21 protein-coding genes and 1 riboswitch are annotated in these 26,731 nt (G+C 68.4%); of the genes, 13 read left to right on the top strand and 8 right to left on the bottom strand.

Annotated elements, in window-relative coordinates; genetic code table 11:
* The first annotated feature begins 21 nt into the window (after window positions 1-21).
* Complete coding sequence (locus tag AB5J55_RS11350; RefSeq protein ID WP_369270540.1) at window positions 22-432, top strand: hypothetical protein; 411 nt, start codon at window positions 22-24, stop codon at window positions 430-432.
* A gap of 176 nt (window positions 433-608) precedes the next feature.
* On the opposite strand, the gene AB5J55_RS11345 is transcribed toward AB5J55_RS11350, so the two are convergent.
* Genes AB5J55_RS11345 through AB5J55_RS11335 form a run of 3 tightly spaced genes read right to left on the bottom strand, consistent with a single transcriptional unit; the run spans window position 609 to window position 6,357 of the window.
* Window positions 609-5,351, bottom strand: coding sequence for a putative T7SS-secreted protein (locus tag AB5J55_RS11345; protein WP_369270539.1), 4,743 nt, complete (start codon window positions 5,349-5,351; stop codon window positions 609-611).
* Window positions 5,351-5,953 (bottom strand): hypothetical protein, encoded by a 603-nt coding sequence (locus AB5J55_RS11340; protein ID WP_369270538.1) that lies wholly within the window; start codon window positions 5,951-5,953, stop codon window positions 5,351-5,353. Before AB5J55_RS11340 ends, AB5J55_RS11345 begins: the two co-directional genes overlap by 1 nt.
* Window positions 5,950-6,357, bottom strand: coding sequence for an SseB family protein (locus AB5J55_RS11335; RefSeq protein WP_369270537.1), 408 nt, complete (start codon window positions 6,355-6,357; stop codon window positions 5,950-5,952). Before AB5J55_RS11335 ends, AB5J55_RS11340 begins: the two co-directional genes overlap by 4 nt.
* Before the next feature lie 223 nt (window positions 6,358-6,580).
* On the opposite strand from AB5J55_RS11335, the gene AB5J55_RS11330 reads away from it, so the two are divergent.
* On the top strand, window positions 6,581-8,836 hold the full coding sequence (locus tag AB5J55_RS11330; protein WP_369270536.1) for a protein kinase: 2,256 nt from the start codon (window positions 6,581-6,583) through the stop codon (window positions 8,834-8,836).
* A gap of 27 nt (window positions 8,837-8,863) precedes the next feature.
* Here AB5J55_RS11330 and nadA read toward each other — a convergent pair whose 3' ends face one another.
* Window positions 8,864-10,048 (bottom strand): quinolinate synthase NadA, encoded by a 1,185-nt coding sequence (nadA, locus tag AB5J55_RS11325; protein WP_369270535.1) that lies wholly within the window; start codon window positions 10,046-10,048, stop codon window positions 8,864-8,866.
* Between the two features lie 328 nt (window positions 10,049-10,376).
* Here nadA and AB5J55_RS11320 point away from each other — a divergent pair, with 328 nt between their 5' ends.
* Window positions 10,377-10,733, top strand: a complete 357-nt coding sequence (locus AB5J55_RS11320; protein ID WP_030582488.1) for an iron-sulfur cluster assembly accessory protein — start codon at window positions 10,377-10,379, stop codon at window positions 10,731-10,733.
* A gap of 88 nt (window positions 10,734-10,821) precedes the next feature.
* On the opposite strand, the gene AB5J55_RS11315 is transcribed toward AB5J55_RS11320, so the two are convergent.
* Window positions 10,822-12,729, bottom strand: a complete 1,908-nt coding sequence (locus AB5J55_RS11315) for a hypothetical protein (RefSeq protein ID WP_369270534.1) — start codon at window positions 12,727-12,729, stop codon at window positions 10,822-10,824.
* A 206-nt stretch (window positions 12,730-12,935) separates the two neighbouring features.
* Window positions 12,936-13,145: a hypothetical protein gene (locus AB5J55_RS11310; protein ID WP_369270533.1), complete on the bottom strand. Its 210-nt coding sequence runs from the start codon at window positions 13,143-13,145 to the stop codon at window positions 12,936-12,938.
* A gap of 131 nt (window positions 13,146-13,276) precedes the next feature.
* Between AB5J55_RS11310 and AB5J55_RS11305 the strand changes: the two genes are divergently transcribed.
* Window positions 13,277-14,251 (top strand): carbohydrate kinase family protein, encoded by a 975-nt coding sequence (locus AB5J55_RS11305; RefSeq protein WP_369270532.1) that lies wholly within the window; start codon window positions 13,277-13,279, stop codon window positions 14,249-14,251.
* Window positions 14,252-14,278: 27 nt separating this feature from the next.
* Here the strand turns inward: AB5J55_RS11305 and AB5J55_RS11300 are convergent, their stop codons facing one another.
* Window positions 14,279-15,655: a cysteine desulfurase/sulfurtransferase TusA family protein gene (locus AB5J55_RS11300; RefSeq protein ID WP_369270531.1), complete on the bottom strand. Its 1,377-nt coding sequence runs from the start codon at window positions 15,653-15,655 to the stop codon at window positions 14,279-14,281.
* A gap of 259 nt (window positions 15,656-15,914) precedes the next feature.
* Here AB5J55_RS11300 and coxB point away from each other — a divergent pair, with 259 nt between their 5' ends.
* The 4 genes from coxB (at window position 15,915) to AB5J55_RS11280 (ending at window position 20,401) form a co-directional block, all read left to right on the top strand.
* Window positions 15,915-16,880 (top strand): cytochrome c oxidase subunit II, encoded by a 966-nt coding sequence (gene coxB / locus AB5J55_RS11295; protein WP_369270530.1) that lies wholly within the window; start codon window positions 15,915-15,917, stop codon window positions 16,878-16,880.
* A complete protein-coding gene (ctaD, locus tag AB5J55_RS11290; RefSeq protein WP_369270529.1) occupies window positions 16,877-18,613 on the top strand; it encodes a cytochrome c oxidase subunit I in 1,737 nt (578 codons plus the stop codon). The genes coxB and ctaD overlap by 4 nt, the downstream gene beginning before the upstream one ends.
* Complete coding sequence (locus AB5J55_RS11285; protein ID WP_369270528.1) at window positions 18,610-19,008, top strand: cytochrome c oxidase subunit 4; 399 nt, start codon at window positions 18,610-18,612, stop codon at window positions 19,006-19,008. The genes ctaD and AB5J55_RS11285 overlap by 4 nt, the downstream gene beginning before the upstream one ends.
* Window positions 19,009-19,138: 130 nt before the next feature.
* Window positions 19,139-20,401 carry an Ig-like domain-containing protein gene (locus AB5J55_RS11280; protein WP_369270527.1) on the top strand — a complete coding sequence of 421 codons (1,263 nt, stop codon included), beginning with the start codon at window positions 19,139-19,141 and terminating at the stop codon, window positions 20,399-20,401.
* 66 nt (window positions 20,402-20,467) lie between these two features.
* Here AB5J55_RS11280 and AB5J55_RS11275 read toward each other — a convergent pair whose 3' ends face one another.
* Window positions 20,468-20,869, bottom strand: coding sequence for a hypothetical protein (locus tag AB5J55_RS11275; protein WP_369270526.1), 402 nt, complete (start codon window positions 20,867-20,869; stop codon window positions 20,468-20,470).
* A 145-nt stretch (window positions 20,870-21,014) separates the two neighbouring features.
* On the opposite strand from AB5J55_RS11275, the gene AB5J55_RS11270 reads away from it, so the two are divergent.
* The 5 genes from AB5J55_RS11270 (at window position 21,015) to trpD (ending at window position 26,458) form a co-directional block, all read left to right on the top strand.
* A complete protein-coding gene (locus tag AB5J55_RS11270) occupies window positions 21,015-21,635 on the top strand; it encodes a heme-copper oxidase subunit III (RefSeq protein WP_019756799.1) in 621 nt (206 codons plus the stop codon).
* A gap of 80 nt (window positions 21,636-21,715) precedes the next feature.
* On the top strand, window positions 21,716-22,528 hold the full coding sequence (locus AB5J55_RS11265) for a c-type cytochrome (RefSeq protein WP_369270525.1): 813 nt from the start codon (window positions 21,716-21,718) through the stop codon (window positions 22,526-22,528).
* On the top strand, window positions 22,525-23,574 hold the full coding sequence (locus AB5J55_RS11260; RefSeq protein WP_369270524.1) for a Rieske 2Fe-2S domain-containing protein: 1,050 nt from the start codon (window positions 22,525-22,527) through the stop codon (window positions 23,572-23,574). Before AB5J55_RS11265 ends, AB5J55_RS11260 begins: the two co-directional genes overlap by 4 nt.
* On the top strand, window positions 23,571-25,208 hold the full coding sequence (locus tag AB5J55_RS11255; RefSeq protein ID WP_369270523.1) for a cytochrome bc complex cytochrome b subunit: 1,638 nt from the start codon (window positions 23,571-23,573) through the stop codon (window positions 25,206-25,208). The genes AB5J55_RS11260 and AB5J55_RS11255 overlap by 4 nt, the downstream gene beginning before the upstream one ends.
* Before the next feature lie 185 nt (window positions 25,209-25,393).
* Window positions 25,394-26,458 (top strand): anthranilate phosphoribosyltransferase, encoded by a 1,065-nt coding sequence (trpD, locus tag AB5J55_RS11250; RefSeq protein WP_369270522.1) that lies wholly within the window; start codon window positions 25,394-25,396, stop codon window positions 26,456-26,458.
* An 85-nt stretch (window positions 26,459-26,543) separates the two neighbouring features.
* Window positions 26,544-26,660, top strand: a riboswitch (SAM riboswitch).
* Window positions 26,661-26,731: the final 71 nt, after the last annotated feature.

Raw genomic sequence — 26,731 nt, 5'->3', positions numbered from 1 at the left:
CTCAGCCGTGCAGTCCCTTCGATGCAGCGCACAACGCACACGACTGCGCTGTCCGCCGCAGCGGGGCTGTTGGGCGTCACCGATTCGACGGACAGGATGCTCAGAGTTGCCGGCTCAGGCACAGCGGTGAGTCTCCTCTACGAATTGCGTGATCTGCTCGAGGGTGCAGGTCTTTTAGGCCTCACAGGACCAGTCTTCTGGGGGCGAAGTCTCCTGAAGGCGTTGGATGATCAACTCAACATCTGCCAGCGCTCTAAAACAGAATTCCTGATCATGGATATTGATCGAGTGTACGGTGTCTGCGAACGCGGGATCTTCGAGCCCCTGCGCCTCGCTCAAGATCCGGGATGGCAGGAGAATCCAATTTCTCCTGCTCCTGTCGAGAGTCCATTCGACCTGAGTCGGCAGCTCTCTCACGGCTTCCTCTACTAGTTGTGCGGTCCCTTGCCGGGGTGACGCGTAACGCCACCCCATGTACGGTACCTGCGAATAGCCGTATACAGGGTGAGTCTCTGCAGTCAAGGAAAACCACGCGAGTTCTCCGAATCTGCTTAGTGCTCGCATCGCTTTTACGCTTCGAGTGGACAAGACGAAAATCCCTCCATCCGTTACCAGAGGGGGCCCGAGTACCCGCCATTTTGGACAACGAGCTTTTTGCCGGGGTTCAATAGTCGAATCGCTCGCTCATAGTCGCCATACGGAATCGGATCTGACCGCATCGCCGGGTCGTACACATATCGACCATCTGTGTAGACGTCGTGATAGCGGTATTCTGTCACTACCTGACCCGCATTTTCGGGAATGTTGATGCTTGGGTCGTTCTTGATGGTGAAGTTTATGATTTTTCCTTGCCCTCCAGTTTCTCGGAGAATATATTCGGCGATTTCAGAACAGTCGATATTTCCGCCGATCGGCGCCGAACGCATGGCGTCGACCGCTGCTGCGTCATGAGGGAAATTTGGATTCGGCTCCCTGAAGTCGTAGATCCCACGAGCATTTTCGCCATTGGGGCAATCCGGTGCAAGCCCGAGCGAATCGGTGCGCGAGTGGGGGTTGCGCACGTAGGTGGCGGGGTTTGGAGCAGGGATCAAACCCAGAGGGTCGGGGCTGGTGTAGCGAGCGGTCTCGGGGTCGTAGTGCCGGTGAAAGTTGTAGTGCAGGCCGGTTTCGGGGTCGTCGTACTGGCCGGGGAAGCGGAGAGGGGTGTGGGCGGTGGCGCTACGGTTCCAGGCGGTGGTGCCCCAGAGCGTGCGGTGTGTGCGCCAAGCGATAGCGCCGCGTTCGTCGACGAGTTCGGTGGGGGTGCCCACCAGGTCGGTGACGATGGCATAGAAGCGCCGGTCTATCTCCTCCTGCGGCGCGTCTGTGAGGTGTTTGCGTTCGGTCTGGGTCAGAGGGCGTATGCCTTGGTGGTCCCAGGTGAGGGTGATGGCCGACTGGTCGGTGCCGGGGGTGTGCGTGGTCTGTTCGCACAGGGTTGTGCCGTCCCAGGTGAAGTCGACCTGTTCCAGGACGGTTTCGGCGTCGGAAGCGAGGCGTTGTTTGGCGATGCGGCGGCCCAGGGGGTCATAGCGGTATCGCCAGGTGGTGCCGTCGGGGGTGACCACCGAGGAGAGGCGGTCCTCGGCGTCCCAGGTGTAGCGCCAGGTGTCCGGTTTGCGGGACAGGCGGGTTTTCTGGCGCAGGGTGATCCGGCCGGCTTCGTCGTGCTCGTAGCGGACACTGCCCGCGCGCGTGATTCGGGTGCCGTGGTAGGTGCGATCTCCGGTTGCCTCCTGGCCCGGCATGGAGTCCGGCCAAGCGGCTCGGGTCTGGTTGCCTGCCGCATCGTAGGCGTAGGACTCCGTCCAGTTCGCGGCGTGGACGGCGGTGACCCGGCCGGCGGCATCGAGGTCGAAGCGGCGGGGGCCGTTCAGGTCGTCGTCGATGCCGGTCAGGTTGCCGTCGGCGCGGTAGGTGTAGGCGCGGTGCTGGAGGCGCGTGTCGCCTGGTCCGGTGAGTTCCTGCTTCGTCAGGCGGCCCAGGGGGTCGAAGGCGCTGGTGAGGGTGAAGGCTTCACCGATGTGGCGGGTCAGTTCGCGGCCGGCCGCGTCGTGGGTGAAGGCGAGGGTGTGGCCTCCGGTGGTCAGTTCCGTGCGGTTGCCCGCCGCGTCATAGGCCCAGGTGCTGGTCGCGCCGGTCGGGGTGGTGCGGCCCGTGCGGCGGCCCAGGACGTCGTAGGTGTAGGTGAGCGTGCGGGCGTTGACCGTCTCGGACATCAGGCGGCCGGAATCGTCCCGCTGCAACGTCAGGACCGCATCCGGGCTGACTGCCCGGGCCAAGCCACCCGTTGCGTCGTACGCGTACGTCGTGACCGCTCCGGCCGCGTCCTTCCTCACCACGCGGCCCAGTACGTCCCTGTGGAAGTAGATGGTCTGGCCGGAAGCCGTGGTGCTGGCGGTCAACTGGCCTGCACTGTCGTGTTCGTACGTCAGCCTGCGGTCGTCGAAGTCCGTCTCCGCGATCAGCCGTCCGGCTGCGTCGTACTCGTACGACCAGGTCAGACCCTGCGGGTTCGTGACCTTTGTCAGATGAAGTTCGGTGTCGTGAGCGAACTCGTAGCGCACCCCATCCGGGCCGGTGCGAGCCGACATCAGGTCGAAGTGGGTGTACTCGTAACGGGATACGGCACCCATGGCATCCGTGTGGCTGGTGCAGTTGCCCTCGCCGTCGTACGTCCACGATTCCGTGGCGCCGTCCGCGGTGATACGGCGGCACAGGCGGCCCTCCACCGTCCACTCCAGGCGGGTCACCGCACCCGTCGGGTCGGTGATCGTGGTCGGGCGGCCGAAGGCGTCCCGCTCGTAGCGGGTCACCGCGCCGAGCGGGTCCGTGACCTCCAGGGGCAGGCCCGCGGTGTTGCAGCGGACCGTGCTCGTCGCGCCCGTCGCGTCCGTGATCGCCGACAGGTGACCGAGGTCGTCATACCCGAAGCGGGTCGTGATCCCGGACGCGTCGGTTACGGCCGTGCGGTTGCCGAAGGCGTCGAACTGCTGGCTGACGTGGGTACCGTCCGGGCCGGCCATGGCCACGGGCAGGCCCTGGTCGTCGTAGCCGATGCTGGTGTAGCGGCCGTCGGGGCGGACGGCCATCGTCATGCGGCCTGCCTCGTCGTAGGCGTAGCTCTGCGTGCGGCCGAGGGCGTCGGTGACCGTCAGTGGGCGTTCGTAGCGGTCGTATGTGGTGCGGGTCGTCGCTCCGTCGGGGCCCGTCTCGCCCACCACCTGCAGGTCACTGTTGACCAGGTAACGCGTGCTGCGACCCAGGGAGTTGGTTGCGGTGATGGTCCGGTGGCCCGTCCGCGGGTCGATGTCGCCGTAGACGAAGGTGTTGCGCAGGTGACCGGCGTCGCCCGACTGGGAGATGCAGCGGCCCTGGCCGTCGTAGACGTAGTGGTAGGACGAGTTGTTCGTGTCGGTCCAGGCGGTGATGCGGCCGAGTTCGTCGTTGGTGAAACGGGTGGGTATGCCGGACGAATTCGTTACCGCCGCCAGGTGACCCTGCTCGTCGTAGCCGAAGCGGACCAGCTCGACGTCGCCGCCGTTGTCCGCCGTGCCGTCGGCCAGGCTCAGGGCAGTTATTCGGCCCTCGGTGGTCTCGATGGTGAGGTGGTAGCCCGCCGAGTGCACGATCGCCGTGGGGGCGCCTTCGTTGTCGTACTCGAAGGTGAGCCACTGGCTTGAGCGGTCGGTGATCTGCTCCAGCAGGGCGATACCGTTGCCGTCGCCGCCCGGGGCCGCGAAGTGCCAGGTGCGGTCGGCCGCGGGGTCGGTGATGGCGTAGTCGCCGTAGGCGTCGATGCTCAGGGGGTATCGGCCGCCCTCAAGCGGCAGAGTCGGCACGCCGGGGGCGGGGTGCGGGTAGGCCAGTAGTGCGCCGTTCTCGCGGATGAAGATGACACCCTCGGCGTCGATCTCCAGGCGCTGGTCAGCGGTGGAGGTCCACTTCGGGCCGAACCAGCGTCCGGCCTCGTACGACGACTCGAACTGCCGGGAGAACAGCAGGGGCAGCTTGGCGGGCAGGGTGACGTCGGTCTGCGGCAGCGCCATGCGGCCGGTGGCCATGTCGATGGGGTCGCCGAACCACTTGCACTTCTTTTCTCTGGCGAAATCTTTGATCGCTTGGCCGACGCTCCTGCGCGCTCCTCCCGTCGCCGCACCCTCCGCGGCCCCTCGCGCAGCCCCCCGGGCCATGCTTGTGGCGCCTTTGCCACCAATCAGGTTCGAGGCGAGGTAGCCCAAGGAGTCACCCGGGTCGCTGCTCCAGCCGCTGCCGATGACGGCCTTGGGCAGGCGTTCGGGATGGGCGGCGGTGCCCACCAGGCCGGCCAGCAGCATGTTGGAGTTCTTCACATACTCGCCGGGGTGGGTGATGTTGTAGGAGTCCATCGGGTTGACGGTGCGGACCAGTTTCACCAGGTCCGCGCCGCCCTTGAGGAGGCCCCCCAGGACATGGGCCTGGTTCAGCTGCGTGCTCACGACGGCGTCCGCCGCGTCGGCCTTCAACCGGTCGGTGAACTCCGGCTTCGGCGGAGCCGTCTCCAGTGCGGCGGCCACCCGGCGCTGCGCGTCGCGGGCGGCGTCGGTGCGCTGGCGGCGTGCCTCGGCAAGGATTTCCTCGGCCTCCCGTCGGCCGGCCGCTCCCGGGTCGACGAAGGCGCCCGGCTCGGTCGGTTTGCGACCCGGGTTGCGTCCCGCCGAAGCCGCCGCGTTGTACTGGTCGGCGGCCTGGTTGTACGCCGTCACTTGAGCGTTGTGCGCGTCCACCGCCCGTCGGCTGTCCTCCTGCGCGGTGCGGTAGGCGTCGATCGCAGTCTGCGCCTGCCGCTGCGCCCAGCGCACCGTGTCCGCGTACGCCTCCAGCGCCTTGGCCGCCGCCTCGCAGGCGTCGGCCGCCGTCAGCCACTGCTTGGGATGCATGTCGAACTTCTCGCGGAAGGCATCCGCCGCCTTGCCCTGCCAGCCTTCGCCGTCCAACGAGCTCATCCCCTGGCCGACGCTCTCGAACGCCCGGAAGAAGTCGCGCAGATGCCGGGCCCGCGCCTCCAGGGCCTGCGGGCTGCCGTGGACCAGTTCCTTGGGGTCCTCGCTCTCTCCCAGCCGGCGCTCGGCGACATCGCCGCCCAGCCGGTTGTTCACCCCCTCCCCGAAGTCGCGCACTCCCTCGGCCGCGCCGTCCGCGCCGACCGCCGACAGGCCGTCCGCTGCCTTGTCCGCACCCCAGTTGACGGCCTCCCCGACGCCCGCGCTCACGCCGTCGACAGCGCTCTCCAGGCCGTCCCCGAGGTCGTTGACCATGTCCCCCAGGCCCATCAGCGCTCAACCTCCCCGAACGCCGATGCCTCGGGGCCGTCAGGCTGCCAGTCCGTCCGCGAATCGAACGGCGCGTCCGGGGTCACCGTCGACGTCTCCAGGTCCTCCTGCGCCTGGACCCAGGCCTGCCGGGCCGCCTGGTCGCCGGCCTGCAGGGACTCCGCGCTGTAGTCCGCGTTCATGAAGTGGGATACGGAGTTGTCCTTCAACGTCTGCGACCAGGAACGCTGCTCGACCTCCTCCTCGGACAGGTAAGGGTTGCCCGCTGCCGCCGTCCACACCGTCTTGAGGGTGTTCGAGACGTACTGCTCCTGCTCGTGGTACAGCCCCGCTGACAGGTTGAGCCGCTGCGCGAACCCGTTCGCGTCCCGCATCATCGAGCGCACCCCCCAGCTCCACCGCTCGCAGAAGTCGGCGAACACCTGGCGCAGATTCGCGTCCCCCACCTCAAGACCGGTCAGCTCCAGGTCGTCGAAGCCGCGGCCCTGGGCCGCCTCGATGTCGAAACCCAGCTCCTTCAGCTCGTCGATCGCCAGGTTGATGCCCCGGGTGATCCGCTCCAGCGCCTCCGGATCGACCCGGTAGCCGTCCCCGCCGCTCACGCGTCCACCCCTTCAGAGTCCAGAACCGTGTCCACAGCCGCCGCGTCCGGAACAACTCCCTTCGCCGGAGGCAGCACCAGGCCCGCCGCACTGCCCGCGTCCACCGCGATCCCGACCGGCCCGCCGTCCACCTTCGCCACCTCCGGGACCACTTGGTCCAGCAAACGCGCCCCGTACACCGGCACCCGTTCCGGCACCGCCTCACCACGCGCCTGCGCAAAGCGCGCCAACGCCGCGCCATCCGTGAACGCAAACAGCCAGCGGACGCCGCCGGCAGCCACCGACAGCAGCGAGTCATCCACCACCGGCACCAGCACCTCGCTGCGCCGGAACTCCCCCACGGCCGCACGCAGATCGCCCTGCCCGGTCGCCGCCAGATCCGCCAACCGCGTCCGCAGTCCCATGGCTTCAGCGCTCACAACAACCCCCGCCGAAAACTTCACCGCTAATCGCACATGCGAACGATCATGCTAGTCGGGTGAACGAGGGCTGCTCCAAACGCCGCACCCCCCGGCGTTTCGGCCACGGCCGCCCCTGGGGCTCCAAGGGGCCCTCGCTCGGCCTCCGCCGTCCCCCCGTTACGTATCCTGAGCCCCTCGAACTGCATGACGGGGGAGGGTTCCGGGCGTGCTGCTGCACAAGGACGATCCGAGATCGGTCGGCGGCTACAGGTTGGTCGATCGGCTCGGGTCCGGGGGCATGGGAGTCGTCTACCGGGGCAGGTCGCGCTCGGGACGTGAGGTCGCCGTCAAGGTGGTGCACTCCCAGTACGCCGAGGACCCCGTCTTCCGTGCCCGCTTCCGGCAGGAGATCGAGGCGGTCCGCAAGGTGAGCGGTGTCTTCACCGCCCCGGTCGTGGACGCCGACCCCGAGGCGGTACGGCCCTGGATGGCCACCCAGTATGTGCCCGGGCTCTCCCTCGCCGCCCGGATCGGCGACCAGGGCCCGCTCAAGGGCGCCGAGCTGCGGCGGCTGACGCTCGGTCTGGTGGAGGCGCTGCGGGACATCCACCGGGCCGGGGTGGTCCACCGGGACCTCAAACCCGCCAACGTCCTGATCGCCGACGACGGCCCGCGTGTCATCGACTTCGGCATCTCGCGCGCGGCCGAGGACCACAAGACCCTCACCGAGACCGGGCAGATGATCGGCACCCCGCCGTTCATGTCTCCGGAGCAACTGACCGACGCCCGTTCGGTGGAGCCGGCCTCCGACGTCTTCTCCCTCGGCGCGCTGCTCGTCTTCTCGGTCACGGGCCGGGGCCCGTTCGACGCGGACAGCCCCTACCTCACGGCCTACCGGGTCGTCCACGACGCCCCCGTCCTGGACGGCGTACCGCAGGCCCTTCGCTCGATCCTGGAGCGCTGCCTCGCCAAGGAACCCGCGGACCGGCCCGAACTGGACGAACTGGCACGGGAGTTCGTGGCCGCGCTGCCGGAGGCGGGTGCGGACGACCAGCCCACCGTGACGCTGCGCTCGGACGAGATGGCCATGGTCCGGACGCGGCCCGCCGCGGTCGCCGACTCCGGCGCCGCGGTTCCGGGCGGGCGGCGCAGTCGTATACGCCCGCTGTGGGCCACGGTCGGCACGGTCGGTGCCCTCGCGCTCGGCCTGACGGGATACCTGCTGCTCGGGGCCGGAGTGGGGGACGAGGACGCCCGTACGGCGGCCGACACCGCCGCATCCGCGCCTGCCCGATGGGCGGCCATGCCGGCCGGCTGGAAGCCCTGGCAGACCACGGTGGACGCCACCGCCGCGCACGGAGTGAAGAAGGGGTCGGCCGGCGGGACCGGGTTGGGAGACGGCCCGCAATGCCGGCTGTACGAGGGTGCCGTCTACTGCGCGGGTGACGGTGTGCTGCCCATGCGCCTGGACGGGCTGACCGGACGGATCGACTGGCGGGCCAACGTCCTGCCCCCCGGTCGGCAGCAGGGGACGTACACCTTCTCCGTCCTCGGTCTCGTGGACGACGCGATGCTGGTCCAGCAGGACTTCACCCCCGTCGCCGGGGAGGCGTCGACCACGACGGTCGCCGCTCTCGACACGGGGACCGGTGAGCGGCTCTGGCATCGGAAGGTGGCGAACAGCGGGATGTCCCCGGCGGTCTCCGGCAGCCTCGTGGTCATGGCGGCCGACGGCGCCCGCGCGGTGACCGCCCGATCGGCACGCACCGGCGCCGAGCGCTGGACGACACCGTTGCCGGCGGGGCAGTACTGCGACGCCGCGGATGTGGGCGAGGCCCTCCGCCTGGAGTGCGTCGCCGAGTTCACGCCTTCCGAGAACATCCTGCTCATGGAGCTGGACCGGGCCGACGGCTCGGTTCGGCGAGTGAAGGTGCCCAATCGCGGAACCCTCGTTGGGACGTTCGACGGCCGCCTGCTCTACGTCGACCCGGCCGAGGACGAGGAGGGGAACATCACGGCCGGCGACGAGGGACCGTTCTCCCGGATCCGGCTGGTGGACCCGGAGACCGGTGAGGGCCGTTCGACGAAGCTGGCGGAGGAGTTCGAGGGCGTTGTGACGCTCGGGGACGACACGCTGTGGTTCGTCACGTCCTCCGGTCAGGTGAGCGCCGTGTCGGTCCGGACGGGCGAGCGGCTGTGGCAGACCGCGACGAGTCTGGAGACGCCCAGCGGCGTCACCCACGACCCGCGCGCCCGAGCGGTCTACCTGTCCAGCGCCAGCGGCCGCGTCGCCGCCCTCGACACGAAGAGGGGCACGCTGCTGTGGGAGACCCTGCCGCGTGCCCAACGGGTGACCAACGCGGGCAGCCGGTCGCTGCCCGAGGTGATGGTCCGTGAGGGCTCCCTGATCGCCGCCACCCCCGACGGCGACCTCTTCACCCTCGACCCCGCTCACCCCGACCGGAAGCCCGTGTCGGGGTGAGCGCCTCAAGCGCTACCGTCGACAGACCTACGGCAGCGCCAGCATCCGCTCCAGCGCCAGCTTCGCGAACGCCTCGGTCTCCTTGTCGACCTCGATCCGGTTGACCAGGTTGCCCTCGGCCAGTGACTCCAGCGTCCAGACCAGGTGGGGCAGGTCGATGCGGTTCATGGTCGAGCAGAAGCAGACCGTCTTGTCGAGGAAGACGATCTCCTTGCCCTCCGGCGCGAAACGGTTCGCCAGCCGGCGGACCAGGTTCAGCTCCGTGCCGATGGCCCACTTCGAGCCGGCCGGGGCGGCCTCCAGGGCCTTGATGATGTACTCCGTCGAGCCGACGTAGTCCGCGGCGGCGACGACCTCGTGCTTGCACTCCGGGTGGACGAGGACGTTGACACCCGGGATGCGCTCGCGCACGTCGTTCACCGAGTCGAGGCTGAAGCGGCCGTGCACCGAGCAGTGGCCGCGCCACAGGATCATCTTCGCGGCACGCAGCTCGTCCGCCGTCAGCCCGCCGTTCGGCTTGTGCGGGTTGTAGACGACGCAGTCCTCCAGGGACATGCCCATGTCCCGCACGGCGGTGTTGCGGCCGAGGTGCTGGTCGGGCAGGAACAGGACCTTCTCGCCCTGTTCGAAGGCCCAGTCCAGGGCCCGCTTGGCGTTGGACGAGGTGCAGATCGTGCCGCCGTGCTTGCCCGTGAACGCCTTGATGTCCGCGGACGAGTTCATGTACGAGACGGGCACGACCTGCTCGGCTATCCCGGCCTCGGTCAGCACGTCCCAGCACTCGGCGACCTGCTCGGCCGTCGCCATGTCGGCCATCGAGCAGCCGGCGGCGAGGTCGGGCAGGACGACCTTCTGGTCGTCGGACGTCAGGATGTCCGCCGACTCGGCCATGAAGTGCACGCCGCAGAACACGATGTACTCGGCCTCCGGGCGGGCGGCCGCGTCCTTGGCCAGCTTGAACGAGTCACCGGTCACGTCGGCGAACTGGATGACCTCGTCGCGCTGGTAGTGGTGGCCGAGCACGAAGACCTTGCTCCCGAGCTTCTCCTTGGCCGCGCGGGCGCGCTCGACCAGGTCCGGATCGGACGGCGAGGGAAGGTCGCCGGGACACTCGACGCCACGCTCGCTCCTCGGGTCGGCCTCACGGCCGAGGAGCAGCAGGGCGAGGGGCGTCGGCTGTACGTCGAGCTCCTGGGTCTGGGCGGTGGTCACGACACGCACCCTTTCTGTTCTGCGGCTCGCCGGCACCGGGAAAATCCGGGCCCGGCGGGTCAAGCGGGACACCTTCTTCGACTTCTCGTCGAATTGACGTTATCTATCATAACCGGTTCACGTCAGTTTGACGATGGCCATCATGTCGATGTGACGTGAATCCCGGTGACGGGCCCGCGTATTCCCGAATCGGTCGTTTTCCGCTCCGGGCGCCGTGTGCGAGCATGAAGAAGGACCGAAAGACAAACGCCCGGCCCGGAATGAATCCGCGGCCCCGTCGGTTGCAACCGTCGGCAAGCAGTCTCCGTACAACCCGGGAGAGATGTAGATGTCCGTATCGGACGAGACCAGCACCGTCACCGACGGCATCATCCTGTCCGACGCCGCCGCGGCGAAGGTCAAGGCCCTGCTCGACCAGGAAGGCCGTGACGACCTGGCCCTGCGCGTCGCCGTTCAGCCCGGTGGCTGCTCCGGCCTGCGCTACCAGCTCTTCTTCGACGAGCGCTCCCTGGACGGCGACGTCGTCAAGGACTTCGGCGGCGTGAAGGTCGTCACCGACCGCATGAGCGCCCCGTACCTGGGCGGCGCGTCCATCGACTTCGTGGACACCATCGAGAAGCAGGGCTTCACGATCGACAACCCGAACGCGACCGGCTCCTGCGCCTGCGGCGACTCCTTCAGCTGACCCGGCCGAAACCGGCTGATCCAGTCGAAACGCGAGAAGGCGGCGACCCCCTCCGACGGGGCCGCCGCCTTCCCGTGTCCGTGGGCCTCTACCGCGCCCCGGACGTCTCCGGGCGGAGAGTCCCCGGCTTCTCCAGCGGGACGTCCTGCCCGTCCGTGCCCACGACCTTGCGGTCCCCGAGCGGCTCGTCCAGGTGCACGGTCTTGTGGAACACCTTGGCGATCAGGATGCAGACCTTCTCCGGCTGCGACGTCTCGGTCACCCGGACCGTCACCTCGTCGCCGCTCTCGCTCGCCGTGACCTTGTAGTCGGCGCACACACCGCCGGTGAAGGCCACGGTCAGCTCCCTGCCGTCGACGGTGTAGCCGTCCACACCCACGTTCCGCGTGACGGGCGCCGACGTCGGCTCGTCCTTGGGTCCGGACGGCCGCGGGCTCGGCTGAGCGGGCGGCTCCTGGGACGGGGTGGTCGACACCACGTACTTCGGGTCGATCGCCGGATGCGTCACCGTGAAGCTGTCCTTCGCGCCCGGCGCCCGCACCTCGAACAGCCAGGACGGCACCAGCGCCTGCCGCGTGTCGACGTAGTGCGAGGCGAGGCCGAACACGGCCTTCTCGACCGTGAGGGTGTCCTTGGCCGGCGCCCCTGTGCCGGCATCAGTACCCGTACCCGTCGAAGCCTCCGAACCGGAGGAGCCGCAGGGCGCCTCAAGGCGGTCCTTCAGCGGTACGGGGCTGGCGCAGCCGCCGATGCCCATGCGGCCGTCGGACCCCGGCGCCGCGTTCATCAGCCCGAGCGTCTTCTCGGCGTCCAGCACGGGGTACGTGTCCCCCTTCACCGGCGCCGACAACTGGCCGCTGCCGCCGACCACTTCGCCCTGGGGGTTCACGGTCACCCCGGTCGTCCAGCCGTACGTGGGCAGACCGCCGACCACAGGGCTCGCGTTGACGACCCGCCGGCTGCCCATGAGCTGGCTCGCGTCGAGCTTCGCGTCATCCTGACCCACGGCCTTGAGGACCGGCGCGGCGGCCTTCTTCGCGGCGGCCTCGCTCACCGGTTCGCCGCCGTGGTCCGGCGAGTCCTTCGAGCAAGTGGTGGTCGACCGGCAGTCATCGGTGCCGGGGGCGTACTGGTAGAAGGTCCAGGTCCCCGGCGCCTGCTTGTTCACCTGCAGGCTGGGCCCCGCCCCGTCCTTCGCCCCGACCCGCCAGGTCTGCCCCTGCGCGACCGGCCTCCCGTCCACCCCGAGCGCCTCGGCCAGCCGGGCCACGTCGTCGGCGCCGACCTCGCCGCCGGCCCGGTACACGGGCGCCGAGCCGGGGCCGTCCGCCAGGTCCCCGTCGGCCTTGTAGGTGACGCCATACGGGTTGGGCTCGCCGGGCGCGATGCCGCTCGTGCCGCCGCCCTCGGTGTAGCCGTCCAGGTGGAGCGGCGGGGGAGTGTCCTCGCCGGCGGCCCCGGACGTCGTACCGCCGTCCGAACCTCCGGACGCGCTCGCGGCGAGGTAGGCCCCGCCGCCCCCGACGAGGAGTACGGCGGCGGCGACGGAGGCGATGATCGCGGGGGAGCGGCGACGGCTCGAACCGCCGCCTCCGTCCTCGTCGGCATCGGCATCGGCAGCGGCGGTGGCAGCAGCGGGATCCGCGCCGGCAGAGCTGGTCGACTCCGCTTCAGCAGCGGCAGCGGGCGCGGCGTCCCCGGCCTGCTTCCCGCCGGCGGCGCCGGTGTTGCTCTCCGCACCGTCGCGCTCACCATCGGCCCGGTCGGCCTCGGCGTCGCGCCCGGTCCGGCCGGCCTCCGCCTCGCTCTCGGACTCGCGGCCCCCGGCATCGCGCTCGCCGCCGGCGTCGGGAACGGCGGTGCCGTCCGCCGCGGCGCCGGAAGCCCCGGTACCGGAAGCCTCGGTACCCGCGCCGCCCTTCTCCTCCCGGGTGCCCTGCTCCTCGGCGGAGCCGTCGGCGCCCGTGTCGTCGTTCTCGGGTCGCTCGGTGTTCACCGCATCGCTCCTTCGGCTGCGCGCATGTCCCATGACCCTGACCCGACCCTGTCAAAAGGGAGGGTCTGCCGGGTCGTATCCCGCATCCCCTTTACGGGGGACAGCGATGGGACGCAGCGGGGGAGCGCACGGTTCCCTGAAGGGCGCCGATTGAGCCGCCGGCATTCGATCGGCCGGCGTAATCCGGACGGATGGCGTCGTTTCGATCAGTCGCCGTAGTCCGACATCGCGTCCACCAGCCGCGCCGACCTCGGCGGCACGTTCACCCCGTGGATGAGGGACGGGGAGACCGGACGGGACAGGGCGCGGTCGGGAGCGGCCCAGTGGGGAGCCATCCGCGCGCAGTCACCGAGCAGCGATGCCAGGCCGGCCTCCGGGTCGGCCTGAGCGGTGGCGCGGACCTCGAATTTCGTCATAGCGGCACCGTAAGCACGTGGACACCCGCGAAGAAAGATCTACTATCGGGTAGTTTTGACTGCTTCAGAGTCCAGGTCACGGACGGTAGCGTGAACTGTCAACCCATCCTCTTCGCAGGAGACTCCACGCCGTGCGCATCGCAGTCACCGGCTCCATCGCCACCGACCACCTCATGACCTTCCCCGGCCGCTTCACCGACCAGTTCGTCGCGGACCAGTTGCACACGGTCTCGCTGTCCTTCCTGGTCGACAACCTGGACGTACGCCGGGGCGGCGTAGGCGCGAACATCGCCTTCGGCATGGGTCAGCTGGGCACGAAGCCGATCCTCGTCGGCGCCGCGGGCTCCGACTTCGACGAGTACCGGGCCTGGCTGGACCGGCACGGCGTCGACACCGGGTCGGTCCGCATCTCAGAGACCCTGCACACCGCCCGTTTCGTCTGCACCACCGACGCCGACCACAACCAGATCGGCTCCTTCTACACCGGTGCGATGAGCGAGGCCCGCCAGATCGAGCTGAAGACCGTCGCGGACCGCGTGGGCGGCCTGGACCTGGTCCTCATCGGCGCCGACGACCCCGAGGCCATGCTCCGCCACACGGAGGAGTGCCGCTCCCGCGAGATCCCCTTCGCCGCCGACTTCTCCCAGCAGATCGCCCGTATGAACGGCGACGAGATCCGCATACTGCTGGACGGTGCGACGTACCTCTTCTCGAACGAGTACGAGAAGGGCCTCATCGAGTCCAAGACCGGCTGGAGCGACGCGGAGATCCTCTCCAAGGTCGGCCACCGCGTCACCACCCTCGGCGCGCGGGGCGTGCGCATCGAGCGGGACGGCGAGGACCCGATCGAGGTCGGCTGCCCCGAGGAGGAGCGCAAGGCCGACCCCACGGGTGTCGGCGACGCCTTCCGCGCCGGGTTCCTGTCGGGGCTGGCGTGGGGTGTGTCCCTGGAGCGGGCCGCGCAGGTCGGCTGCATGGTCGCGACGCTGGTCATCGAGACGGTCGGCACGCAGGAGTACCAGCTGCGGCGGGCGCACTTCATGGACCGGTTCACCAAGGCGTACGGGCATGACGCGGGCGAAGAGGTCCGGACCCACCTGGGCTGATCCCGCGACGGTTCGCCGACAGGGCGTTCAGGCCACCCGGCGGACGAGGTACGCGGTTCCTCGCTCCGCCGGCTCCTCGCCCACGTACTCCTGCCCCCGCATCCCGCACCACGCCGGGATGTCCAGACGGGCGGCCTCGTCGTCGGCGAGGACCCGGACCATGCCGCCGACCGGTACCTCGCCGATGACCTTGGCCAGCTCGATGACCGGGAGCGGGCAGAGCTTGCCGAGGGCGTCCACGACCAGGACGTTCTCCCGTACGACCGTGCTGGGCACCGGCGCCCCCAGCTTCTCCCGGACCCCCGCCACGGCCGCCGGCAGCACCTCCAGGAACCGCTCGACGTCCTCCTGCGCAGTCCCGAACGGCAGGGACACCCGCACGTTCCCCTCGCTCAGCACGCCCATCGCCTTCAGCACATGGCTGGGTGTCAGCGTGCTGCTCGTGCAGGACGAACCCGAGGAGACCGAGAACCCGGCGCGGTCCAGCTCGTGCAGCAGGGTCTCCCCGTCCACATAGAGACAGGAGAAGGTGACGATGCCGGGCAGTCGCCGCCCCGGATCGCCGACCACCTCCACATCCGGCACCAGCTGCGGCACCCGTACCCGGATCCGCTCCGTCAGCTCCCGCAGCCGTACCGCCTCTTGGGCAGCCTCCGCCTGCACGGCACGCAGCGAGGCCGCCGCGGCGACGATCGCCGGGATGTTCTCGAACCCGGGGGCCCGCCCCGACTCCCGCTCGTCCCCGGCCCCTTGCGCGGCGAACCGTACGCCCTTGCGCACGACGAGCAGCCCGACCCCCGACGGACCGCCCCACTTGTGGGCACTCCCGGTCAACACCGACCAGGCGCCCTCGACGCGCCCCCACCCCAGCGACTGCGCCGCGTCCACCAGCAGCGGCACCCCGGCCTCCTGGCACCGGGCGGCCACCTCGGCCACCGGCTGCTCGGTCCCCACCTCGTGGTTGGCCGACTGCAGACACGCCAGCGCGGTGTCCGCCCGAAGCGCATCCGCGTACGCCCGTACGCCCACCGCCCCCGCACGATCCACCGCCACCCGAGTGACCGTCCCCCCGTCGGCCTCATGCGCCTCAGCCGCATGGAGCACAGAGGAGTGTTCGACCGCAGACACGATCAGGTGGCGTCCGACGCGCCGCCGCCCCGCCAACACCCCGGCGACACCCGAGTGGACGGCTTTCGTCCCCGATGAGGTGAACACCAACTCGTCGGCTCGGCACCCCACAGCCTCCGCAGCGGCCTCCCGAGCCGCGTCCAGCAGCATCCGCGCCCGCCGCCCTTCCCGGTAGAGACGGGCAGGATCGGCCCACCCCTCATCGAGGGAGGCCACAAGCGCCTGCCGGGCGACGGGATGCAGAGGAGCACTGGAAGCAGCGTCGAAGTAAGCCACACGGCAACGCTAGACGCACAGTCACCGCAACGCCCTAAAGGGGCGCGGGGAACTGCGCGACAAGCCCAAACGAACCCGCAGCCGCCAAACAAGCGAACCACCCCACCCACTAGGCACCCCTCCCCGCGAACCCCCGGAGGGCGTCGGCTAGGGTTTGGTCCGCATAAACATCCAAACCCCTGCCCGACGCAGGGCGGCGACCGACCAGCGAGAAGGCCGCAGCCGATCCGCGCGGGCGAGACTCTCGGGAAGGCGCTACGTGAGTCCCAACGGCTCCGACCGCTCGCCGCGGCGCCCGATGCGGCGGAAGCTGCTGCAGGCAATGACTGCGGGCCTGGTCCTGGCGACAGCCACCGGTTGCTCGTACAACTGGGAGGACTTCCCCCGTCTTGGTATGCCCACCCCGACCACGGAAGAGGCTCCGCGGATCCTCTCCCTGTGGCAGGGATCGTGGGCGGCCGCGCTCGCCACAGGCGTGCTGGTCTGGGGCCTGATCCTGTGGAGCACCATCTTCCACCGGCGCAGCCGCACCAAGGTCGAGGTTCCTCCGCAGACCCGGTACAACATGCCGATCGAGGCGCTGTACACGGTGGTCCCGCTCATCATCGTCTCGGTGCTCTTCTACTTCACGGCGCGCGACGAGACGAAGCTGCTCAGCCTCAAGGACAAGCCCGACCTCACCGTCAACGTCGTGGGCTACCAGTGGAGCTGGGCCTTCAACTACGTCCAGCCCGTCGACGGTTCCACGGGCGATGCGAAGACCGACAAGGACCTGGCCGCCATTCCGGACCGGTTCAAGGAGGACTTCCCGGCGAACGCGGGCGGTGTCTACGACGCCGGTACCCCCGGCAGCCGGAACCCCCAGACGGGCAACCCCGGCCCCACCCTGTGGCTGCCCAAGGGCAAGACGGTCCGCTTCGTCCTCACCTCGCGTGACGTCATCCACTCCTTCTGGGTGGTGCCGTTCCTGATGAAGCAGGACGTCATTCCGGGCCACACCAACGCCTTCGAGGTGACCCCCAACAAGGAGGGCACCTTCCTGGGCAAGTGCGCCGAGCTGTGCGGCGTCGACCACTCCCGGATGCTGTTCAACGTGAAGGTCGTCTCCCCCGAGCGCTACGAGCAGCACCTCAAGGACCTCGCCAAGAAGGGGCAGACCGGTTACGTTCCCGCCGGCATCGCGCAGACGAGCCACGAGAAGAACCGGGAGACGAACAACCTGTGAGCATCCTCAACGAACCCCAGGGTGCCGCGGCAGCTGAGGACTCGTACGAGAACGAGCTGCCGGTCCGGCGCAGGCAACCCGGCAACGTCGTGGTCAAGTGGCTCACCACCACCGACCACAAGACGATCGGAACGCTGTACCTCGTCACGTCGTTCGCGTTCTTCGTGATCGGTGGCGTGATGGCGCTGTTCATGCGCGCCGAGCTCGCCCGGCCGGGTCTGCAGATCATGTCGAACGAGCAGTTCAACCAGGCGTTCACGATGCACGGCACGATCATGCTGCTGATGTTCGCGACGCCGCTGTTCGCCGGCTTCGCGAACTGGATCATGCCGCTGCAGATCGGCGCGCCGGACGTGGCGTTCCCGCGGCTGAACATGTTCGCCTACTGGCTGTACCTGTTCGGCTCGCTCATCGCGGTCGGCGGCTTCCTCACCCCGAACGGCGCGGCCGACTTCGGCTGGTTCGCCTACAGCCCGCTGTCGGACGCGGTCCGCAGCCCGGGCATCGGCGCCGACATGTGGATCATGGGTCTGGCCTTCTCCGGCTTCGGCACCATCCTCGGCTCGGTCAACTTCATCACCACGATCATCTGCATGCGTGCCCCCGGCATGACCATGTTCCGCATGCCGATCTTCGTGTGGAACGTGCTGCTGACGGCCGTCCTGGTCCTGCTCGCCTTCCCCGTCCTGGCGGCGGCGCTGTTCGCGCTGGAGGCGGACCGCAAGTTCGGCGCGCACATCTTCGACTCCGCCAACGGCGGGGCCTTGCTGTGGCAACACCTCTTCTGGTTCTTCGGCCATCCAGAGGTGTACATCATCGCCCTGCCGTTCTTCGGAATCATTTCCGAAGTGATCCCGGTCTTCTCCCGCAAGCCGATGTTCGGCTACATGGGTCTGATCGCGGCGACCATCGCGATCGCGGGTCTGTCCGTGACGGTGTGGGCGCACCACATGTACGTCACCGGCGGCGTACTGCTGCCGTTCTTCTCCTTCATGACGTTCCTCATCGCCGTACCGACAGGCGTGAAGTTCTTCAACTGGATCGGAACGATGTGGAAGGGCTCGTTGTCCTTCGAGACACCGATGCTCTGGGCGGTCGGCTTCCTGATCACCTTCACCTTCGGTGGTCTGACCGGTGTCATCCTGGCCTCGCCGCCGATGGACTTCCACGTGTCCGACTCGTACTTCGTGGTGGCGCACTTCCACTACGTCGTCTTCGGCACCGTCGTCTTCGCGATGTTCTCCGGATTCCACTTCTGGTGGCCGAAGATGACCGGCAAGATGCTCGACGAGCGCCTGGGCAAGATGACCTTCTGGACGCTGTTCGTCGGCTTCCACGGCACCTTCCTGGTGCAGCACTGGCTGGGCGCCGAGGGCATGCCGCGTCGTTACGCGGACTACCTCGCGGCCGACGGCTTCACCGCCCTGAACACGATCTCGACGATCAGCTCGTTCGTCCTCGGCGCGTCGCTGCTGCCGTTCTTCTACAACGTGTGGAAGACCGCCAAGTACGGCAAGAAGGTCGAGGTCGACGACCCGTGGGGCTACGGCCGCTCGCTGGAGTGGGCGACGTCCTGCCCGCCGCCGCGGCACAACTTCCTCACCCTGCCGCGGATCCGTTCCGAATCCCCGGCGTTCGACCTGCATCACCCTGAGATCGCCGCTCTCGACCAGCTCGAGAACGCTCCTCACGGTGAGAAGGCTCTGGCTGGTGGCAAGGAGGCCGGCAAGTGAAGATCCAGGGCAGGATGTTCATGTGGCTGAGCTTCTTCGTGCTCGCCATGGCGGTTGTCTACGGCGTCTGGTCGAAGGAGCCGGCCGGTACCACGGCCCTCTTCCTGGCCTTCGGTCTGTGCATCATGATCGGCTTCTACCTGGGCTTCACCGCCCGGCGGGTCGACGCGGGTGCGCAGGACAACAAGGAAGCGGATGTGGCGGACGACGCCGGCGAGGTCGGGTTCTTCAGCCCGCACAGCTGGCAGCCGCTCTCCCTCGCGATCGGAGGCGCCCTCGCCTTCCTGTCGATCGCGATCGGCTGGTGGCTGATGTACTTCTCGGCGCCGCTGATCCTGATCGGCATCTGGGGCTGGGTCTTCGAGTACTACCGCGGTGAGAACCGCACCCAGTAACACGAGCTGAGCTCCAAGGGGCCCGGACATTCCGTCAGGAGTGTCCGGGTTCCTTCGTTTGCCGTAGCCACGATCACCCGTACGCCTTATCCGGCGCGCCGCGGCCGACGCTGCTTCCTAGCGTGAGGCCATGAGCAGAAAACCGAGCAAGGGCTCCGTCATAGGTTGCACGCTCCTGCTGATCGCGCTCGGCGCGAGCGCCGCCGGCTGCAGCAGCGACGGCAACCCGCTGTCCGCCGAGCCGTACGACGCGGCGGACCAGATCGCCTTCAACGGCCCCGCGGGCGACGGCAAGAAGGCCGACCCCGACAAGCCCCTGGAAGTCACCGCCGAGGACTCCGACGGCCGTATCACGGACGTCACCGCCAGGGACGCCGCAGGACGCTACGTCGCGGGCGAACTCTCCGCCGACGGCACCCGCTGGCACAGCACGTCTCCGCTCGCCGCCAACGCCCGTTACACGGTCCGCGTGAGCACCGAGGACGAGGACGGCGCCCCCGGCCGCAAGGTCCTCACCTTCGACACCAGCAAGCCGACCAGCAAGAAGCACCTGACAGTGACGTTCGGCCCCAAGGCCGGTACCTACGGCGTCGGCCAGCCCGTCACGGCCGAACTGAGCCAGCCCATCAAGGACCGCGACCAGCGGGCGATAGTCGAGCGAGCCCTCAAGGTCGACTCCGCACCCGCCGTCGAGGGCAACTGGCACTGGGTGGACGACAAGAAACTCCACTACCGCCCCAAGGAGTTCTGGCCCGCGAACGCCACCATCCAGGCCCGCAGCAACCTGGAGGGCATCAAGGTCAGCGACCGCCTCTGGGGCGGCAAGGTCAAGCCGCTGCGCATCACCACGGGCGACCAGGTCATAGCCGTCACGGACGCCGCGTCCCACCAGCTGACGCTCTACCGCAACGGCGAGGAGGTCAGGTCCATACCGGTCACGACCGGCAAGCCCGGCTTCGAGACCCGCAACGGCGTCAAGGTCGTACTGGGCAAGGAGTACTTCGTACGCATGCGCGGCACGAGCATCGGCATAGCCGAAGGGTCCTCCGAGTCCTACGACCTACCGGTCTACTACGCCACCCGTGTGACCTGGAGCGGCGAATACGTCCACGCCGCCCCCTGGTCGGTCGGCTCCCAGGGCTACGCCAACGTCAGCCACGGCTGCACCGGCATGAGCACCGCCAACGCCGAGTGGTTCTTCGACAACGTCCGCGAGGGCGACATCGTCAAGGTCATCAACTCGTACGGCAACACCATGGAACCGTTCGGCAACGGCTTCGGCGACTGGAACCTGGAGTGGAAGAACTGGCGCAACGGCAGCGCGCTGGTCGGCGGCACCCCGGACGGCCCGAGCCTCGCCGAGAGGGCCAGGCTGAGGCCACAGAGCGTCTGAATCGCCCTCCTGGGCCGCGCCCCTCAGGGGAGTGGGGCTGTGTGGCCTTTGCGGCTCCGCCGCTTCTCAGGCGCTCGTAAGCCTCTGCGTGCGCAACAAGGAAGCCAGCGCCCCCGCGAACTCCACCGGCTCCACAGGCAACGTCACAGCCGCCTCGGCCCGACTCCACGTGGCGAGCCACGCATCCTGCGGCCGCCCGATCAGCAGCAGCACCGGCGGGCAGTTGAACACCTCGTCCTTGATCTGGCGGCAGACCCCCATGCCCCCCATGGGCACGGCCTCACCGTCCAGCACACAGACGTCGATGCCCCCCTTGTCCAGCTCACGCACCACCGCCTCCGGCGTCGCGCACTCCAGGAACTGCACCACAGGCACGTCCGGAGCGGGCCGGCGCCCGGTGGCCAACCTCACCTGCTCGCGGGTGTTGGAGTCGTCGCTGTAGACCAGCACCGTGGCGGTCGGCTGCATTGTTCCTCCGTGACGTCAGCGTCGTAAGGACAGGCCCGTTGGGCCGGATGCTACTCCCTTGAACACCACGTCAACACCGGTACGGATGGGGAAGACACTCCGAACGGCACCCCCCGGAGTGAGGGCGGGATAAGCGACCGACATAATGTCGGTCGTGGCGACAGCAACGACAGTAGACAAGGGTCACGCGCACCCGTCGGTCAACCGACCGAACCTCACCAGCGTCGGAACCATCATCTGGTTGAGTTCCGAGCTGATGTTCTTCGCGGCCCTCTTCGCGATGTACTTCACCCTGCGATCGGTGACCGGTCCGGACTTCTGGCATGAGAAGGCCGACGCCCTGAACTTCCCGTTCTCGGCGACGAACACCACGATCCTGGTGCTTTCCTCCCTCACCTGCCAGCTCGGCGTCTTCGCCGCCGAGCGCGGTGACGTGAAGAAGCTCCGGGGCTGGTTCATCGTCACCTTCATCATGGGTGCGATCTTCATCGGCGGTCAGGTGTACGAGTACACCGAGCTGGTCAAGCACGAGGGCCTCTCGCTCTCGTCCGACCCGTACGGCTCGGTCTTCTACCTGACCACCGGCTTCCACGGCCTGCACGTGACGGGCGGTCTGATCGCCTTCCTGCTGGTCCTCGGCCGCACCTACGCGGCCAAGAGGTTCACGCACGAGCAGGCGACCGCCGCGATCGTCGTGTCCTACTACTGGCACTTCGTCGATGTCGTCTGGATCGGCCTTTTCGCCACGATCTACATGATCAAGTAGCCGGGCCCGATCCCGCGCGCGTTTTACAAACGCACCTGACAGAAGCATCGACGCAGAAGATCCTGACACCGGGGTAATCCGTGAAAAAGCTCTCCGCACGACGACGCCATCCGCTGGCGGCGGTCGTCGTCCTACTCCTCGCGCTGGCGTGCACGGGAGGGGTGTACGCCGTGTTCGCGCCCGCGGGCAAGGCACAGGCCGAGGAAACCGCCCAGTCCCTCACCATCGAGGAGGGCAAGAAGCTCTACACCGTCGGCTGCGCCAGCTGCCACGGAACCGGCGGTCAGGGCACCTCCGACGGTCCGAGCCTGGTGGGTGTCGGCGCCGCTGCCGTCGACTTCCAGGTCTCGACGGGCCGTATGCCGGCCGCCACCTCCCAGGGCGCCCAGATCCCGGCGAAGAAGAACATCTACTCGCAGGCCGAGATCGACCAGCTCGCGGCGTACATCGCCTCGCTGGGCGCCGGTCCGAACGTCCCGACCGAGGAGCAGTACAGCCCCGAGGGCGCGGACATCGGCAAGGGCGGCGAGCTCTTCCGCAACAACTGCGCCCAGTGCCACAATTTCACCGGCAAGGGCGGCGCGCTGACGAAGGGCAAGTTCGCCCCGAGCCTCGAGGGTGTCGACCCGAAGCACATCTACGAGGCCATGCAGACCGGCCCGCAGAACATGCCGTCGTTCCCCGACACCACGCTGTCGGAGCAGAACAAGAAGGACATCATCGCGTACCTGCACGCGGTCAACAGCGACGAGACGGTCAACCCGGGTGGTCTGGAGCTGGGCGGCCTCGGGCCGGTCAGTGAGGGCCTCTTCGCCTGGATCTTCGGGCTCGGTGCACTGATCGCGGTCGCCGTCTGGGTCGCCGCTCGGACCGCAAAGGCCAAGAAGTCATGAGTAGCCAAGACATTCCAGAAGAGAACCTGCCTGCTGAGCAGGACGCCCACGTCGCGGTAGCGGACGAGAAGAACCCCTTCGCCGACCCCGGCCTGCCGCCCCACGAGCACCGGATCCAGGACATCGACGAGCGGGCCGCCCGGCGGTCCGAGCGCACGGTGGCCATGCTGTTCACGGTGTCGATGCTGGCCACCGTCGGCTTCATCGCCTCGTACGTCGCGATCCCGCACGACAAGTCGATCTTCGTCTTCCCGATCGGTCACCTCAACGCGCTGAACTTCGCGCTGGGTCTGACCCTCGGTGCGGCGCTGTTCTGCATCGGCGCGGGCGCGGTCCACTGGGCCCGCACCCTGATGTCCGACGTGGAGGTCGCCGACGAGCGGCACCCGATCGCTGCGGAGCCCGAGGTCAAGGCCAAGGTCATGGCCGACTTCAAGCAGGGCGCCAAGGAGTCCGCGCTGGGTCGCCGCAAGCTGATCCGCAACACGATGTTCGGAGCGCTGGCCCTGTTCCCGCTCTCCGGCGTCGTGCTGCTGCGTGACCTCGGCCCGCTGCCCGGGACCAAGCTGCGCCACACGCTGTGGTCCAAGGGCAAGCTGCTCGTCAACATGAACACCGACGAGCCGCTGCGTCCCTCGGACGTCGCGGTCGGCTCCCTCACCTTCGCCAAGCCGGAGGGCCTGGAGGAGCACGACCACGACTTCCAGAACGAGATCGCCAAGGCCGCCCTGATGATCGTCCGGATCCAGCCGGACGACATCAAGGACAAGCGCGAGCTCGAGTGGTCGCACGAGGGCATCGTCGCGTACTCGAAGATCTGCACCCACGTCGGTTGCCCGATCTCCCTGTACGAGCAGCAGACGCACCACGTGCTCTGCCCCTGCCACCAGTCCACCTTCGACCTCGCCGACGGTGCCCGAGTGATCTTCGGCCCGGCCGGGCACGCCCTGCCGCAGCTGCGCATCGGCGTGAACGACGAGGGCTACCTCGAGGCGCTCGGCGACTTCGAAGAGCCCGTCGGTCCTGCATTCTGGGAGCGCGGATGAGCACGACAGAGACCACGGAGTCCCGCTCGCGCGGGAAGGCACCGGCCGGCGAACGCGTCGCCGACTGGGCCGACGGCCGGCTGGGGATCTACTCCCTCGCCAAGGCCAACATGCGCAAGATCTTCCCCGACCACTGGTCGTTCATGTTGGGTGAGGTCTGCCTCTACAGCTTCATTATCATCATCCTCACGGGTGTGTATCTGACGCTGTTCTTCCACCCGTCGATGAACGAGGTGGAGTACCACGGCAGTTACGTCCCGCTGCAGGGACAGCTCATGTCGGAGGCGTTCAGCTCGACGCTGCACATCTCCTTCGACGTGCGCGGTGGTCTGCTCATCCGGCAGATCCACCACTGGGCCGCGCTGATCTTCCTGGCCGGCATGTTCGTGCACATGATGCGCGTGTTCTTCACGGGTGCGTACCGCAAGCCGCGTGAGATCAACTGGCTGTTCGGCTTCCTGCTGTTCGTCCTGGGCATGTTCACCGGTTTCACCGGCTACTCGCTCCCCGACGACCTGCTCTCCGGCACCGGTGTGCGCTTCACCGAGGGCGCGATCCTGTCCATGCCGATCGTCGGCACGTACATCTCGTTCTTCCTCTTCGGCGGCGAGTTCCCGGGCGTCGACTTCGTGGCCCGGTTCTACTCGATCCACATCCTGCTGCTGCCGGGCATCATGCTCGGCCTGGTGGTCGGCCATCTGATCCTGGTCTTCTACCACAAGCACACGCAGTTCGCGGGCCCCGGAAAGAGCAACAAGAACGTCGTCGGCATGCCGCTGCTGCCGGTCTACATGGCCAAGGCCGGAGGCTTCTTCTTCCTGGTCTTCGGTGTCATCGCGGTCATCTCGGCGGTCGCGCAGATCAACCCGATCTGGGCCATGGGTCCCTACCGTCCGGACATGGTGTCCACCGGCGCCCAGCCCGACTGGTACATGGGCTTCGCCGAGGGTCTGGTCCGGTACATGCCGGGCTGGGAGGTCAACTTCTGGGGTCACACGCTCGTCCTGGGTGTGTTCATCCCGCTGGTGCTCTTCGGCCTGGTGCTGATGGCGATCGCGCTCTACCCGTTCATCGAGTCCTGGGTGACCGGCGACAAGCGCGAGCACCACATCCTGGACCGTCCGCGCAACGCCCCGACGCGTACCGCGTTCGGCGTCGCCTGGGTCACGGTGTACATGATCGGCCTGGTCGGCGGTGGCAACGACCTGTGGGCCACCCACTTCCACCTGTCGATCAACGCGGTCACCTGGTTCGTCCGGATCGGCTTCTTCGTCGGACCGGTCCTGGCGTTCATCATCACCAAGCGGATCTGCCTCGGCCTGCAGCGCCGGGACAAGGACAAGGTGCTGCACGGCCGCGAGTCGGGCATCATCAAGCGCCTGCCGCACGGTGAGTTCATCGAGGTGCACGAGCCGCTCAGCCAGGACGCGCTGCACACCCTCACCGCGCACGAGCAGTACAAGCCGCTCGAGATCGGCCCGACGGTCGACGAGAACGGCGTCGAGCGCAAGGTGAAGGGCTCCGAGAAGCTGCGCGCCAAGCTCAGCAAGTCGTACTTCGGCGAGGACGGCCAGATCCCCAAGCCGACCGTCGAGGAGTACAAGGAGATCACCAGCGGCCACGGCCACCACTGACGCTGCGCCAGCTACGCCACGGTTGAGGGCCCCGTCCGGTTGTCCGGACGGGGCCCTCGGCCGTGTACGGGGCCCGTCCGGGGTTCGGACGGGGCCCTTCTTCGGGTCTGCGGGCTGGATAGGGTGGACCCGTTGAGACTCACGTCCCGCAGTGCGGGACACCACAACCGACCCAGGAGCGGCTTATGAGCGCTGTGACCCCCGCTGGAGGCGACACCGCGGCGGGCCGTTCCTGGCCCGAGGTACTGAGTGCCCTGCTCGGCGGAGAGGACCTGAGCGCCGGCGACACGGCATGGGCGATGGACCGGTTCATGAGCGGCGAGGCCTCGGACGCCCAGATCGCCGGCTTCATGGTGGCCCTCAGAGCCAAGGGCGAGACGGTCGAGGAGATCAACGGTCTCGTCGAGGCGATGTACGCCCACGCGCAGCCGCTGGACATCCCCGGACCGGCCGTCGACATCGTCGGTACGGGCGGGGACCGGGCCAAGACGGTCAACATCTCGACGATGTCCGCCATCGTGATCGCCGGCGCCGGCGCAAAGGTCGTCAAGCACGGCAACCGGGCGTCGTCGTCGGCGAGCGGCTCGTCCGACGTGCTGGAGAAGCTCGGCATCAACCTGGACCTGTCGCCCGACGGCGTGGCCCGGGTGGTGGACGAGGCCGGGATCACCTTCTGCTTCGCGGCCAAGTTCCACCCCTCGATGCGGTTCGTCGGCGGCGTACGACGGGACCTCGGGATTCCGACCTCGTTCAACCTCCTCGGCCCGCTCACCAACCCCGCCCGGGTCACCGCCTCGGCCGTGGGCTGCTTCGACACCCGGATGGCGGGGCTGATCGCCGGCGTGCTGGCCGAGCGCGGCTCGTCCGCGCTGGTGTTCAGGGGCGACGACGGCCTCGACGAGCTGACGACGACCGCCACCTCGCGGGTGTGGGTGGTGCGCGACGGGAAGGTGACCGAGGAGGCCTTCGACCCCCGTGACGTCGGCCTGGAGCTGGTGCCCGTGGAGGCGCTGCGGGGCGCGGACGCCTCGTACAACGCGGAGGTCGCCCGGCGGCTGCTGGACGGCGAGCCGGGGCCGGTGCGGGACGCCGTACTGCTCAACTCCGCGGCGGCGCTCGTGGCGTTGGAGCAGACGGACGCTCCGCTCACCGAGCAGATCCGGCTCGGCATGGCGAAGGCGGCCCAGTCGATCGACTCGGGGGCGGCCAAGCGGACGCTGGAGCTCTGGGTGGCGGCCAGCAACACCTGAGTTCCGCATGATGTGACGCAGGGCGCAGTCCGGATCCTGGACTGCGCCTTGCGAGCTGAAGATCGTGTGGCAGGATATTGGACCAGGTCATGAGTGACAGTCATGAGGCCCCGGCCGACTGTCCGGCAACCCTCCGTCCGTGGCGGGGTGCCCCGGGTGAAGACCAGGCCGTAGGCAGCGAGGTCTACGGCAAGCGCGGGCCCCTCTCGAAACCAGGGGTCCTGGTCGTTCGAGGGAGTCTTCCGTGAGCAAGCGAATGCGATAGGGCCGCAG

The sequence above is a fragment of the Streptomyces sp. R11 genome, from assembly GCF_041051905.1.
Classification (GTDB): Bacteria; Actinomycetota; Actinomycetes; order Streptomycetales; family Streptomycetaceae; genus Streptomyces.
This window is presented reverse-complemented; position numbering and strand designations above follow the sequence as displayed.

Excerpts from the sequence above, each read along its gene's own strand:
- AB5J55_RS11350 (WP_369270540.1), top strand. The coding sequence starts at position 22 with ATGCAGCGCACAACGCACACGACTGCGCTGTCCGCCGCAGCGGGGCTG.
- AB5J55_RS11345 (WP_369270539.1), bottom strand. The coding sequence starts at position 5,351 with ATGGGCCTGGGGGACATGGTCAACGACCTCGGGGACGGCCTGGAGAGC.
- AB5J55_RS11335 (WP_369270537.1), bottom strand. The coding sequence starts at position 6,357 with ATGGGACTGCGGACGCGGTTGGCGGATCTGGCGGCGACCGGGCAGGGC.
- AB5J55_RS11320 (WP_030582488.1), top strand. The coding sequence starts at position 10,377 with ATGTCCGTATCGGACGAGACCAGCACCGTCACCGACGGCATCATCCTG.
- AB5J55_RS11310 (WP_369270533.1), bottom strand. The coding sequence starts at position 13,145 with ATGACGAAATTCGAGGTCCGCGCCACCGCTCAGGCCGACCCGGAGGCC.
- AB5J55_RS11280 (WP_369270527.1), top strand. The coding sequence starts at position 19,139 with ATGAGCAGAAAACCGAGCAAGGGCTCCGTCATAGGTTGCACGCTCCTG.
- AB5J55_RS11275 (WP_369270526.1), bottom strand. The coding sequence starts at position 20,869 with ATGCAGCCGACCGCCACGGTGCTGGTCTACAGCGACGACTCCAACACC.
- AB5J55_RS11270 (WP_019756799.1), top strand. The coding sequence starts at position 21,015 with ATGTCGGTCGTGGCGACAGCAACGACAGTAGACAAGGGTCACGCGCAC.
- AB5J55_RS11260 (WP_369270524.1), top strand. The coding sequence starts at position 22,525 with ATGAGTAGCCAAGACATTCCAGAAGAGAACCTGCCTGCTGAGCAGGAC.
- AB5J55_RS11255 (WP_369270523.1), top strand. The coding sequence starts at position 23,571 with ATGAGCACGACAGAGACCACGGAGTCCCGCTCGCGCGGGAAGGCACCG.
- trpD (WP_369270522.1), top strand. The coding sequence starts at position 25,394 with ATGAGCGCTGTGACCCCCGCTGGAGGCGACACCGCGGCGGGCCGTTCC.